General features: G+C 59.1%; 13 protein-coding genes. 2 read left to right on the top strand and 11 right to left on the bottom strand.

Annotation, left to right across the window (positions count from 1 at the left end; translation table 11 throughout):
- Nucleotides 1–2: 2 nt before the first annotated feature.
- A complete protein-coding gene (locus tag SCM96_10035; protein MDW7760961.1) occupies nt 3–461 on the bottom strand; it encodes a hypothetical protein in 459 nt (152 codons plus the stop codon).
- A 121-nt stretch (nt 462–582) separates the two neighbouring features.
- On the opposite strand from SCM96_10035, the gene glgA reads away from it, so the two are divergent.
- Nucleotides 583–2,019 carry a glycogen synthase GlgA gene (gene glgA, locus SCM96_10030; protein ID MDW7760960.1) on the top strand — a complete coding sequence of 479 codons (1,437 nt, stop codon included), beginning with the start codon at nt 583–585 and terminating at the stop codon, nt 2,017–2,019.
- Here glgA and galT read toward each other — a convergent pair.
- From galT to SCM96_09985, 9 genes are all read right to left on the bottom strand, one after another.
- A complete protein-coding gene (galT, locus tag SCM96_10025; GenBank protein MDW7760959.1) occupies nt 2,014–3,042 on the bottom strand; it encodes a galactose-1-phosphate uridylyltransferase in 1,029 nt (342 codons plus the stop codon). The two genes, glgA and galT, sit on opposite strands and share 6 nt — an antisense overlap.
- A gap of 2 nt (nt 3,043–3,044) precedes the next feature.
- Nucleotides 3,045–3,395, bottom strand: a complete 351-nt coding sequence (locus SCM96_10020; protein MDW7760958.1) for a response regulator — start codon at nt 3,393–3,395, stop codon at nt 3,045–3,047.
- The gene (locus SCM96_10015) at nt 3,392–4,741 is read right to left on the bottom strand and encodes an ATP-binding protein (GenBank protein MDW7760957.1); all 1,350 of its coding nucleotides are present in this window, start codon (nt 4,739–4,741) and stop codon (nt 3,392–3,394) included. The genes SCM96_10020 and SCM96_10015 overlap by 4 nt, the downstream gene beginning before the upstream one ends.
- Nucleotides 4,738–5,913 (bottom strand): glucose-1-phosphate adenylyltransferase, encoded by a 1,176-nt coding sequence (gene glgC / locus SCM96_10010; protein MDW7760956.1) that lies wholly within the window; start codon nt 5,911–5,913, stop codon nt 4,738–4,740. The genes SCM96_10015 and glgC overlap by 4 nt, the downstream gene beginning before the upstream one ends.
- Before the next feature lie 2 nt (nt 5,914–5,915).
- On the bottom strand, nt 5,916–7,334 hold the full coding sequence (locus SCM96_10005; protein MDW7760955.1) for a M20/M25/M40 family metallo-hydrolase: 1,419 nt from the start codon (nt 7,332–7,334) through the stop codon (nt 5,916–5,918).
- Between the two features lie 2 nt (nt 7,335–7,336).
- A complete protein-coding gene (locus tag SCM96_10000) occupies nt 7,337–7,861 on the bottom strand; it encodes a DNA polymerase ligase N-terminal domain-containing protein (protein MDW7760954.1) in 525 nt (174 codons plus the stop codon).
- Nucleotides 7,858–8,946 carry a hypothetical protein gene (locus SCM96_09995; GenBank protein ID MDW7760953.1) on the bottom strand — a complete coding sequence of 363 codons (1,089 nt, stop codon included), beginning with the start codon at nt 8,944–8,946 and terminating at the stop codon, nt 7,858–7,860. The genes SCM96_10000 and SCM96_09995 overlap by 4 nt, the downstream gene beginning before the upstream one ends.
- 4 nt (nt 8,947–8,950) lie before the next feature.
- Nucleotides 8,951–9,688 (bottom strand): IMP cyclohydrolase, encoded by a 738-nt coding sequence (locus SCM96_09990; GenBank protein MDW7760952.1) that lies wholly within the window; start codon nt 9,686–9,688, stop codon nt 8,951–8,953.
- An 80-nt stretch (nt 9,689–9,768) separates the two neighbouring features.
- Nucleotides 9,769–10,155 (bottom strand): VanZ family protein, encoded by a 387-nt coding sequence (locus SCM96_09985; GenBank protein ID MDW7760951.1) that lies wholly within the window; start codon nt 10,153–10,155, stop codon nt 9,769–9,771.
- A 74-nt stretch (nt 10,156–10,229) separates the two neighbouring features.
- Here SCM96_09985 and SCM96_09980 point away from each other — a divergent pair, with 74 nt between their 5' ends.
- Nucleotides 10,230–10,853, top strand: a complete 624-nt coding sequence (locus SCM96_09980; GenBank protein MDW7760950.1) for a septal ring lytic transglycosylase RlpA family protein — start codon at nt 10,230–10,232, stop codon at nt 10,851–10,853.
- A 33-nt stretch (nt 10,854–10,886) separates the two neighbouring features.
- On the opposite strand, the gene SCM96_09975 is transcribed toward SCM96_09980, so the two are convergent.
- Nucleotides 10,887–11,936, bottom strand: a complete 1,050-nt coding sequence (locus SCM96_09975; GenBank protein ID MDW7760949.1) for a N(4)-(beta-N-acetylglucosaminyl)-L-asparaginase — start codon at nt 11,934–11,936, stop codon at nt 10,887–10,889.
- Nucleotides 11,937–11,945 lie beyond the last annotated feature (9 nt).

Raw genomic sequence — 11,945 nt, 5'->3', positions numbered from 1 at the left:
GCTCAGGCCCGGGCGGCGATATCCCGCCAGGAGCTCAGCCGGGGAAAATACATGAATATCAGAATCAAAGACACCACCAGAAAAGCATAAAAGTCCCGGTTCATGCCGGTGAGCAGAAAGAGAATGAGACCCAAAAGGGCCGGAATTTCCGCAAGAAACAGCGAATTTTTGGAAGTCCGGGCCAGTTTCGCGGGGATTTCGTCCGGCAGAGCGTTGCGGACGCTTTTTTGAAAAACGGGCTGGAGAATTCTCAGAAGAATGAGCGAGAGGACCGCCCCGCCGGCGAAAAGAAAGCGGAGGGTTTGAGTGTCGTTAATGGATGCGAAACCGTAGAATGGCGCGAGACGCATCCGGATGACCTCCACGATGCCGAAATAGACAAGAAGACTGGCGGCGATGCATCCCCCGGTCCATACGGTGGCCTTATGGTGGCGTTTGAGATCGTCTTCGTCGGGTTTCATGCAGGACCTCCTTCCGGATTCCTTGCCATCTTACATCTTCGACAACGGCTTGGCAAGAATCCGAAGAACCCAAAAAAAACGGGAGCATTTTTGTGAAGAGATCGGGTAAAATAAAAAGACGATGAAGGTGGTCCATCTGTCTTCGGAAGTTGCGCCGTTCGCCAAAACGGGAGGGTTGGCCGATGTGGCCGGATCCCTGCCCGACGCGTTGTCCGGACTGGGCCTCGATGTGCGGGTCCTGACTCCGTATTACCGGGAAACCGCAGCAAAGGGTCTCCCTCTTCGAACCGCCGCCTCCGGCTTGAAACTGGAATTTGCCGGAAAGGTCCGGATCTTCGACATCCTCGAACACCGGGACGGCCGGCAAAGGGTCTGGCTGATCGTTTGCGATGAGTATTTCGACCGCGACCATCTTTACGGACCGCCGACCGGAGATTATGCCGACAATGGGGAACGCTTCGGTTTTTTTTCGCGCGCATCTCTGGAAGCCCTCAAAGCTCTGGATTTTTCCCCCGATATTCTTCATCTCCATGATTGGCAGACCGGATTGGTTCCGGCTTACCTGAAGTTCTCCCCGCTCGGAGGAGATTTCTTTCAAGACACCAAGACGCTTTTCACGATCCATAATCTGGCCTACCAGGGCTTGTTCGATCCCGGAGTCCTCAGCCGGATCGGCCTGCCTGACCGGCTGTTCGACATGAACCACCTCGAATTCCACGGCCGGATCAGCTTTCTCAAGGCCGGACTTCTCTACAGCCGGGCCCTGACCACCGTCAGTCCGCGCTACAGCCGGGAGATCCTGACACCGGAGTTCGGATGCGGTTTCGACGGCTTGCTCCGATCCCGGGCGGAAAGCCTGACCGGCATTTTGAACGGCGTCGATTACGCGGATTGGAATCCGGAGACCGATCCTCATCTTCCCGCGCCCTATTCCCGGCGGGATCTTTCCGGAAAGGCCGTCTGTCGTACCGCCCTTCTGGAATCCTTTGCTCTCCGGCTGCCTCCGGAGGTTCCCATCGCCGGCATGGTGACGCGCCTGGCCGAACAGAAAGGCTTGGACATCGTGTATGAAGCTCTTGACGAAGTTTTGAAAGCGGGAGCGGCCGTCGTCATCCTCGGCACCGGCGATGCCGCGATCCAGGATATGCTGTCTCAGGCCCGAAAAAATCATCCCGATGTGTTCGGACTCCGGTTGGCCTTCGACGAAAAAACCGCCCGGATCATCTATGCCGGATCCGACATGTTTCTCATTCCCTCGCGCTATGAACCCTGCGGCCTGACCCAGATGTACAGTTTGAAATACGGGACTCCGCCGGTTGTCCGGGCCACGGGAGGTCTCGACGACACCGTTGGAGAATTCGATCCCGAAACCGGCGCCGGGAACGGTTTCAAATTCACAGACGCCTCGCCCGAGGCCCTTCTTGACTGCGTCGCCCGAGCGACGGCCGTCTTCGAAGACAAAGAGGCCTGGCGGAGGCTGGTTCAAAACGCCATGGCGGAAGACTTTTCCTGGGAAAAGTCGGCCCGCCGTTATCTTGAGCTCTACGAAAGCCTATAAGTCCGCTCTCAGGACTTCGGCTGCCGTCTCGGGCGATACGGGATTGATGATCAGGCCCGTCCCCCACTCGAAACCCGCCGCCCGCGATCCGAAAGGCAGGATTTCAACATGCCAGTGATACGACCGGTCGACAACCCCGCCGGCGGCGTGCTTCCGCATCGGATTGGGCGCTGTGTGGATCACAAGGTTGTATGACGGATCACCGAGAGCGGATTGAAGTTTTCTCAGAATATGCTTGAGGGCGCCGGCCAAAGCCGGAATCTCGTCGTCTTCGATCTGCGAGAAAAAAGCGGAATGCCGGAGGGGATAGACGGCCGTTTCGAAGGGAAATCGCGACGCAAAGGGGGCGATCGCCCGGAAATGGGGGTTCTCGGTGACGATTCTCTCCCCGGCTTCGCCTTCCTTCTGAATCATGAGGCAGAAGACACAGTGCCCGCGGCTTCGGAACAGGCGTCGGGAGCCCTGAACTTCTTCCATGACTCTGAGGGGGGCTGCGGGAACAGCCAGAATCTGGGAATGGGGGTGGGCCAGGGATGCGCCGGCTTCACGGCCCTTGTTCTTGAAAACCTGAATGGAATGGCGCGGGAATTCGTCTTCCAGACTCCGGAAGCGCTCGCGGTAGGCCCTGAGGATATCCGCGATATGATCGACGGGAAGATCGGCCATTTCCCGGTTGTGGGCCGGAGTTTCGATGACGACTTCGTGGCTGCCGTGTCCGTCCCTGCGAACGAAAAGGCCGTCTTTTTTTCCCGCCGGGCTTTTGACATTCCGCTCCATGGCCGGGAACATGTTCGGCACGACCCGGACACGCCATCCGGGTCCGTCGGGGCGGGAATTCCTTTTCCGTACGGCGAAGATTTCCGGCGGGGTTTTCGACTCCTGATGTTCACAAAAAGGACAGTCATTCGGGTGCGCGGCCGAAGACGCCGGTGAGTCCCGGCGGAAATCATTAGGTCTCCGGCTTCGCTCGGACGCAATAATGACCCATCGTCCGCTGACCCGGTCTTTGCGGAGCTCGGACATGATCAGCCGATCAGGTCGCGGATCGTCTTCAGGAGTTCGTCGAGGGACGAGGACTTGACGACATAGGCATCGGCCGCCCAGGTCATGAAGTCATCCCTGTAGCTCTGATAGGCGGTGTTGATGATGATGGGAATGTCCCGCCTGCGGCCCAGGATCTCCGTGATGAGCTCCACGCCGTCTTTCCCCGGCATCCGGATGTCGGTGATGATCAGATCGAAGGCCTGGCGGTCAAGGATTTTCAAGGCCGACTCGGCGTCGTGAACGACCTTGACGGCATAGCCTTCCTTTGTCAACTCTTCCTCGTAAAGCAGGCCCAGGGATTTTTCGTCATCGACGAGCAGGATGCGTTTCATGCGGTCTCTTCCTTTTCCCGGCATTTGAGAATCAGCCGGATCAGCGTTCCCTTGCCCTGGCGGCTCTGGATTTCGACTCGTCCGCCGCTCGCTTCAACCATGCGCTTGGCAAACAGGAGTCCGAGACCCATCCCCTTCTCTTTCGTCGTGAAAAACGGTGTGAACATCCGGTCGAGATCTCGTGATGGAATTCCGGCCCCAGAATCCTTGACGGACAAGACGAACCCGGATGTGTTGCGGCGCGCGCCCCGGATGACGACTTCCCCGCCCGGTGGCGTGGCGTCCAGGGCGTTGTCGATGATATTCCGGACGACTTCGGCCATGGCGGCGGGAATGCCGAGGACCGGGGGGGGCTCTTTGGGCATTTTTAAAACCAGGCGGATCGCGGCGCTCTTGTCCGAGATCGCCGGATTCCGGAGAACATCCTCCACAAAGGGCCGGAGATCGAAATATTCGGGTTCCTTCGAACGGGTTTTGAAATGCTGGGCGATTTTTTCGACAAAATCCTCCAGCCGCCGGATTTCGTCCCGGATGATCCCCAGGTTGCGTTCGCGCTTCTCACCCGAAGCCCGCCCGTTCAGGATCTGATCGGCGAAACCCCCGATCACGGTCAACGGATTGCGGAGTTGGTGCGTGATAAAGGCGGCCATTTCCCCCAACGCGGCCATCCGTTCCATGTCGATGATTTTCTGATGGAGTTCGGCGGAATGGACGTAATTTCCGGCGATCAGGCCGCAGAGTCCGGCCAGCTCGATCTCTCGGAGGCCGATCGGATTTCCCGTGATGGCGTTGTCCAGAATGATGACGCCGAAAGAGTCGTTTCCGGCGACCAGGGGAACGCAAAGGAATTCCTCCTGACCGATGATCGCATGGAATTTCTCGTCGACGAGAGGATCGCTTCCGGCCTCCCGAACATGGTAGATGTGCCTGTCCCGTACGGGGAGGGCGGGCACGGGAAGAACGGCCGCCTCCAGGGAATAGGATAAATCGCGGATCCGGCGGCTCAGGGTGTCGGCGTTTCGGGCGACAAGGCTGCGATTGTGTTCGATAATCTCAATATAGCCGATGCCCGGGTGGGATAAAACCTCCCAGATGGTTGCGGCCTCCTCCGCCGATCGCGGACCCAGCCATATTTCCCCTTTCAGGCGGTCGTCCTTTTTCAAAAAGAGCATGGCCCGATTGAAGCCGATTCCGGCCCCCGAGGTGAGGGCCGTCAAGATGACCAGGAGGTTGTCGACAATGGAAAACGGCTGAAAAAAACTCTGGGCGACGATGGAAAGGAGAGACAGTTCCCGGGAGGCCTCACGCTGAAGATCCGTGAAAAAAAAGTCGTGCCTCTGGATCATTCGAGATTCCAGTTTTTCGGAATGACGCGGAGTCCTTCACGGCTGATTTTAAAATAACGTCTGTCGGCGTCGTCGTCATATCCCACGGTGAATCCTTCGGGAATGATCGCTCCCTTGTCGATCACGGTCTTGCGGATCCGCGCGTTTCGTCCGACGGTCGCGCCTTCCAGGATGACGGAATCGCGGATTTCGGCGTTGTCTTTGATGGTCACCCCCTCCGAAATGAGGGAATCCTGAATGGTCCCACCGTAAATCCGGCATCCCGAGGCGACAACGGATCCGGCGATCTTTCCCCCTGCGATCATGGAAGCCGGATACTGGGGTTTGTAAGTTCGAATAGGCCAGGCGGGATCGTTCATCAGGAAGGGAGGTTCGGTCGAGAGAAACAACCGGTGCGCTTCCCAATAGGCATCGAGGGTTCCGATATCCTCCCAGTAGTCGTCGAAAACATAGGCGTAAACGGTGGACCGGCTGATCATCTCCGGAAGAACGTTTTTTCCGAAATCATGGGCACTCGCCTTGTTCTTGGCATCGCGGATCAGCGCCTTGATGAGAGACCGGGTTTCGAACAGGTATACGCCCATGGAAACGAGGGACATGTCCGGATGCCAGGGCGATGGAGCCGGATGCCGCGGCTTTTCTTGAAAATCGAGAATGCGGCCGCTTTCATCGACGCCGAGTATGCCGAAACGGGACGCCTGGGCGGCCGGAGCCAGTTTGGCCATGACGACGGTCTCGGCGTTCCGGTCGAGAGCGAATTTCAGGACTTTCCGGTAATCCGCCTTGTAGATATGATCGCCGGACAGCACGAGCACGCGGGACGGGTTTTCCTCCTGAATGGTGTAGATGTTTTGGAAGACGGCATCGGCCGTGCCCTCGTACCACCGTTCTCCGACCCGGCCCTGAGCGGGAAGCGACAGGATGAATTCTCCGGTTTCGGTGTTGAAGATGTTCCATCCGTTCAGAATATGCCGTTCGAGCGAAAGGGATTTGTACTGCGTGAGCAGAGCGATTCTTCGGAAACCGGAGTTCGTGGCGTTGGAAAGGCTGAAGTCGATGATGCGATAACTCCCGAGAAACGGCACGGCCGGTTTGGCCCGGTCTTTGGTCAAAGGGTAGAGCCGCTCTCCCCGGCCGCCGCAGAGAACCATGGTCAGGATCTTTTCCGGCATGATCAGACTCCTTCCTGGGCCAGAATAAAGGCCAGAACGGCCATGACGACGGCCCCGAGCTCAAGTTCTCTGGGATGCACGGCCTCTAGAACGTCCAGAGCCGAATGGTGGACATCGAAATAGCGATGAGCGTCGGGCATGACGGACATGAGGTGCGTGCCCTGTTCGCCGAGAGGGGCGATATCCACTCCACCGCCGCCTGTTCGAACCCAGTGAATGCCGAGGGGACTCCAGAGGTGTTCCCGTTTTCGGAGTTTTTCGACCAGGCTCGGGTCCGCGCCGGCGCCGATCCCGATGGGCAGAAAACCCCCGCGGTCGGATTCCATGGCTGCGAGGTGCCGCTCTCCTTTCCGGCCGGGAGCCGCGGCATAAGCCCTCCCGCCCGTCCCTCCGAATTCCTCGTCCATGAAGAGAACCGCCCGGATCGTTCTTCGGGGGACCAAGCCGGCTTTTTTGATCAGGCGCAACGCCTCGATGGACTGGACACAGCCCGCCCCGTCGTCATGGGCGCCTGTTCCGAGATCCCAGCTGTCGAGATGTCCGCCGACGAGGATGATTTCGTCGGGAAACTCGGATCCGCGGATTTCGCCGATCACGTTATGGGACACGACAGGAGAAAGAGTCTCGCAGGTCAATTCAAGAAAAACGCGGACATCGGGTCCTTTCTTGAGAAGGGCGCTGAGCATTTCCGCGCCGAGGGTGCTGACGGCGGCGGCCGGGATACGGGGACCGTCCTCATCGTAGCGAAGAAGACCGGTATGCGGGTGATTGTTCAGGCGGAACGTCAGGGACCGGACGAGGACGGCGGCGGCGCCGTAGCGGGCCGCCTCCGCGGCGCCGCGGACCCTGTTTTCGGCCGCCGTGCCGTAGGCGGAGAAACTCTCCATGACGGTTCGATCCATCGGCCGGTTGAAAAAGACGATTTTTCCTTGAAGCCGGGCGCCCAAGGCCGGAAGCTCATCGAATGAACGGACTTCGATGACGGGGGCCGTCAAACCTCCCGGGGGCGTGGGCACGCTGCCTCCCAATGCACAGACGGCCAGGGATTGCATGCCGATTTGGGATGAATGGACAATCCGGGCCTCTTCCCTGTCTCCCCGGACCCAGCGGCCGACCGTGACGGGTTCAAGGCTCACGTTCTCAAATCCGAGATCTTCCATTTCCCGGGCCATGAGATCGACGGCGGCGGCGGCCTGAGGCGAAGCGGTCAAGCGCGGTCCCAAGGCCGTCAGCCGTTTCAAAATGTCGAAGGCGTATTCTTCGGACAACCCGATGGAACGGATCCGTTCCATTTCTCCGAGAAACGGACGCTCGACCGGCTGTTCCGAGCCGGCTCCGGCTCCCCCGGCCGCGATCAGCAGCAGGATCACGACCGCGGACAGCCGTCTTATAAAGGCGGGATATCGTTGCCTTCTCATCATGTTCAACCCTTGTCTTTCAGTTTAAAAAACAGCCAGCTGTCGTCATCTCCGTTCTTGGGCTTGAGCTTGATCAGGGCGAATCGACCCCGGAGCCTTCGGCCGTCGATTCTCAGGACTTTTTTCCCGGGATCGTTTTCGAGGAGTTCGTAAGTTCCCGAATCCCAAATTTTGACGCGGCCGGCGCCGTATTCGCCTTCCGGGATGACGCCTTCGAACGTTTCATATCCCAGAGGGTGGTCTTCTGTTTGGACGGCCAAACGCCGGACGCCATCTTTTTCGGGTGGAGTCTTGGGTACGGCCCAGCTCTTCAAAACACCGCCGTCTTCGAGCCTCAGATCGTAGTGAAGCCGGGAGGCGTGATGCTCCTGAATCGCGTAAACGCGCCTTCCCTCGGGGCCTTGCTCCCGGGAAGATGCCGGCTCATTCGTTTTTTCGAAATCGCGTTTCTTTCGATAGGTGTCGAGGCCCCGATCGACGGATGAGCGCGGGCTTTCCTCGGCCGCCGATTTTTTCCGGGCAGGGCTCATCGATGGAGAAAGCACCTTTCGCAGTCGACTTCACCGGGCCGCCGTGTGGCCATCATGGCCAGGCCGAGTTCATCGGCTCGGGCCATCACGTCGGCGTCGCGCAGCGAACCCAAGGGATAAATGATCGACCGGATGCCGTGGGCGGCGGCCAGTTCGACGACATCAGGGAAAGGCATGAAGGCGTCCGAAGCCATGGTGGAGCCTTCGGGACCGAATCCCCGGCGCGAGAGACGGATGGCGTCCTCGGCGGCATCGATGCGGCTTCTCTGCCCCGATCCGATCCCGTGAATCTTGTCGGCCTTTCCGATGACAATGGCGTTCGAACGGGTGAAACAGGCGACCGTCCAGGCCAGAAGAGCGGCCTGGATTTCCTCAGGATCGGGTTGACGGCGTGAGATGACATCGACATCCCGGGGGGATTGGATCCGGGATTCAAAACGCTGTTGCACCAGCAGCCCTCCGGCGACGCGCTTGAATTCCAACCCGTTGTCCATGGCGGGATCGCCCACGCCCCCGGCCATCCGGACCACGCGAAGGCTTTTTCTTCCCGAAAGGATGTCCAGAGCGTCCGGATCGAATCCCGGGGCATAGACGACTTCGATGTTCCGGGGGCTTTCAACCAGAATCCGGGCCAACGGCACGGTTACGGCGAAGTTGAAAACATCGACACTGCCGAAGTTCGAAAGAGAATCGCACCCCCAGGCCTTTTCAAACGTTTCGACGGGATCGTCCCCCAGGGCGACTCCGCTGGGCATTTCGTGCTTGATGAGGACGCCAACGGATTTTCCTGGAAAAACGGCCGACAATCTCCGGGCCAGCCTCTGGCCGAGATCCATATCCCCGACATTGATGAAGCTCAGGCCTTTGCTGCCTTCCCGGATCACCTCGATTCCGGCCATGTTGGGTCCGGTGGCGCCCTCCTCCCGATAGAAAGCGGCGGGAGTGCCGGGATTTTCGCCGTAACGCATGGCGATCGCTTTCGTGAAGCGGGTGTCTCCAAACATGAGCGAATCCGGAAAATCTTCCCGGATTTTTGTCAGATACTGGGTTCGGGACGTCCTCTCTTTTTCTTTTTTTTCGGTCATGGGGTCAGGTCCTTTCGCATCGATTGATGATCATGATGTCCCAAGAATCGAGACCGAAATCGGGGGAATGCGCCGCGGCGACGGCCACCCGGAAATCCGCTCCCGATCCTTGGGGCGCCAGAGCGTCGTAAACATGGTCCGCCGCGCTTTGGGCGCCTCCCGGCTGAAACGCCGCCTCGAGCGGTTCGCCCCGAAATGACGGAAGAGGGTCGACATTCCGGCCGGAATAAGTGGAAAGAATCCAGCACGTCCCCTTGATAAGCGGTATTTCCGTATGAATCTTGAGAGCCCGATCTTCCGGTCCGCGGCGGATCAGGCTCAAGGCCGCCTTCCCGCCCCGCAGCACACAGCCGGCGATTCGGGGGGTGAAGGTCGGTTTATCGGGCTCGTATTCCCAAGATTCAAGGGCGGTGTTGAGAACGCCGACGGGATCGGTCTTCCCCGGCATGCGGTCGGCCGCGTCTTCCGTGTGTTTGCCGTTGGATACGGCCAGCGCACCCGGCATGGCGCGAACGGCGGGATAGATGAGAAGATCGGGATCGCCGGTCTTCAAGATCTCGTCATCCAGGGGACGGACAAGCACGCTGTCGCCGTCCCGGATCAACTTTCGGGCCCGGCTCGACGGGGATCGGCCCGTCACCGCGTAAACGACGGTGATGCCTCCGGATTCAGCCGGAGAGCCGATCATGATCAGCCGGCCCGGATATTCGAAAGAGGATAGCATTTTGCCGCAATCGTCCATGTCGGCCTCCCTTCGGATTTCTATTGATATCACAAAGCTCGGCCGTGTGACAACCGGAAGCCTGTGCGTCTTGATTTCGGTCAGGAGGGTTTCCGGGAAAACCGGGCCGGGATTCGATAGACCCAGTACCCAAAAGCGATCCCGACGATGTCGGCCGCGATGTCCCAGAGATCGGGATGGCGCCCGGGAACGAAGCTCTGATGAACTTCGTCGAGAATCCCCAGCACGGCGCCGGTTAACAAAACGGCGGCGGCCCGGTTTCGGGGAGATAGGCTTTTAATTCGGGAGAACCCGAAAGCCAGAAGCCAGCCGAGTACGGCAAACTCCAAAATATGCAGGGCTTTGTCGGCGTGACGACCCGGCAAAGAGAGAGGAAACTCCACGTTCCTCGAGGAGACATAGAAAATGAGACCATAGTACAGGGCGGCGGGCAGGAACGGAAAAACGGATTTCAGAAATTTTTTCAAGACTCGATCTCCGGCGAGGCGGGGTGTGTTCCTTGAATTTTCCGGTGTTTCCTGGCAAGATGAAAAAACGTTCGATGAGAAAGACAACGCTCGGGCTGCTGATCCTTCTGGCCGTCTGGGGCGTCTCCTGCATGCGGACCGGAGTTTATCCGGGAGGAAACATTCAAACGGGGATCGCTTCCTGGTACGGACCCGATTTCCATGGGCGCCCGACTTCGAGCCGGGAAATCTATGATATGAACGACATGACCGCCGCCCACCCGACCCTTCCTTTCGACACCCACGTCATGGTCGCAAATCTGGACAACGGCCTGTCCTGTGTCGTCCGCATCAACGATCGCGGTCCGTTTGTGAAAAACCGCATCATCGACCTGTCTTATGCCGCCGCCAAGGTCATCGATATGGTGGGACCGGGAACCGCCCGTGTCAGGATTGAGGTCTTGAGGCATCTTTCCCCGCGCCCCTCGGCCGCCCGGTTTTCGGTCCAGGTCGGCTCTTTCACATCCCGAAGAAACGCCGAGGCGGTTAGAAAAAAATTGTCCCGATCCTACCGCAGAGTCGTTATCAGCCGCTATGAAACGCCCCTTCAGGTCTATTACCGCGTTCGGATCCGGGCCCGCGACAGGAATGATGCGGCCCGGCTGTCTCAAAAGCTGGCCGACGGAGGCTATACAGTCCTGGTTCTCGAGGAATGGTAACCCCGTCATCGTCATGCCGGCGTGCGGCCGGAATCAGGACCGCTTGAAAAGATAGGCCGATTCCCGCAGCCGGTTGTCTTTTCCATCGTGAACGGCGAAGCGGGCGCCGCTCCAGATCGTGGCGGCGCCGAATTCCCCTTTTTTGTTCAGCGCGTAGAAATTGAGACCGAATCGCGGCCGTTTTTTCTCGTCCAACAGGTTAGGCTGCCGTTGTGTCGTCCGGACGATGTCCTCCAGGGCTTTCATACAGGCGGCTTCCGGCGCCAAACCTTCTCCCATATACCGGACGACGCTGAAGCTTCCGCAGTTGAGCATATTGGCTTCCCCTCTTCCCGTCGAGCCTGCGGCCCCGATGGTGTTGTCCACATAGAGTCCCGCCCCGACAATGGGGGAATCCCCGACTCTTCCCGGAATTTTATAGGACAGCCCGCTGGTTGTCGTGACCCCCGCGAGATCGCCTCCGGCATCGAGGGCCAGGCAGTTGATGGTTCCATAGGTCATGACATAATCCCGCAGCGCTCCCTCCAGGCGTTCGGATTTCGGCGGAAACCAGTTGTCTCTGTCGGAAAGGTTTTCCTTCCATCTCAGCCAGGCTTTGCGGGCTCTTTCGGTCAGAAGGTTTTCCTCCGGAAGGCCGTGGGCGCGGGCGAAACGCAGAGCGCCCTCCCCCACCAGAAGGGCATGGTCGGTTCGTTCCATGACCAATCGGGCGACGATTGACGGATTCTTGATGTTGCGAAGGGCGGCCACCGCTCCGGCGTTGTGGGTCGGACCGTGCAGGACCGAGGCATCGAGTTCGACGACACCGTCTTCATTGGGCAGGCCGCCATAACCCACGGATGTGTCCTCCGGGTCGTTTTCAACGATATTGACACCTGCGATGACGGCATCCAGAACATCTCGGCCGGCGCCCAATAACTCCATGGCCTTTTCTGTCGCAGGCAAGCCGTTGCCGCTGGCCACAACCCGGGGGCCGCTCAAGGCATCGGACGTCCGTCCGAAAACCGGATGGCCGCCGATTGCCGCAAGGGCTCCGATCTTCGCTCCGGTTCTAAAAAAATCCCTCCGGGAATAATGGGCCATATCAACCTC

It is taken from the genome of Acidobacteriota bacterium (assembly GCA_033549365.1).
Lineage (GTDB): Bacteria > Acidobacteriota > Aminicenantia > Aminicenantales > Saccharicenantaceae > JAWSUF01.
The sequence above is the reverse complement of the archived record's forward strand: the minus strand, read 5'-3'. Positions and strand labels throughout refer to the sequence as shown.

Bases quoted from the DNA above. Each gene is read 5' to 3' on its own strand.
- glgC (MDW7760956.1), bottom strand. From the start codon at position 5,913: ATGCCGGAAAAGATCCTGACCATGGTTCTCTGCGGCGGCCGGGGAGAG.
- SCM96_10005 (MDW7760955.1), bottom strand. From the start codon at position 7,334: ATGATGAGAAGGCAACGATATCCCGCCTTTATAAGACGGCTGTCCGCG.
- SCM96_09975 (MDW7760949.1), bottom strand. From the start codon at position 11,936: ATGGCCCATTATTCCCGGAGGGATTTTTTTAGAACCGGAGCGAAGATC.
- SCM96_10000 (MDW7760954.1), bottom strand. From the start codon at position 7,861: ATGAGCCCTGCCCGGAAAAAATCGGCGGCCGAGGAAAGCCCGCGCTCA.
- SCM96_10020 (MDW7760958.1), bottom strand. From the start codon at position 3,395: ATGAAACGCATCCTGCTCGTCGATGACGAAAAATCCCTGGGCCTGCTT.
- SCM96_10035 (MDW7760961.1), bottom strand. From the start codon at position 461: ATGAAACCCGACGAAGACGATCTCAAACGCCACCATAAGGCCACCGTA.
- SCM96_09995 (MDW7760953.1), bottom strand. From the start codon at position 8,946: ATGACCGAAAAAAAAGAAAAAGAGAGGACGTCCCGAACCCAGTATCTG.
- SCM96_09990 (MDW7760952.1), bottom strand. From the start codon at position 9,688: ATGGACGATTGCGGCAAAATGCTATCCTCTTTCGAATATCCGGGCCGG.
- galT (MDW7760959.1), bottom strand. From the start codon at position 3,042: ATGTCCGAGCTCCGCAAAGACCGGGTCAGCGGACGATGGGTCATTATT.
- SCM96_10015 (MDW7760957.1), bottom strand. From the start codon at position 4,741: ATGATCCAGAGGCACGACTTTTTTTTCACGGATCTTCAGCGTGAGGCC.
- SCM96_09980 (MDW7760950.1), top strand. From the start codon at position 10,230: ATGAGAAAGACAACGCTCGGGCTGCTGATCCTTCTGGCCGTCTGGGGC.
- glgA (MDW7760960.1), top strand. From the start codon at position 583: ATGAAGGTGGTCCATCTGTCTTCGGAAGTTGCGCCGTTCGCCAAAACG.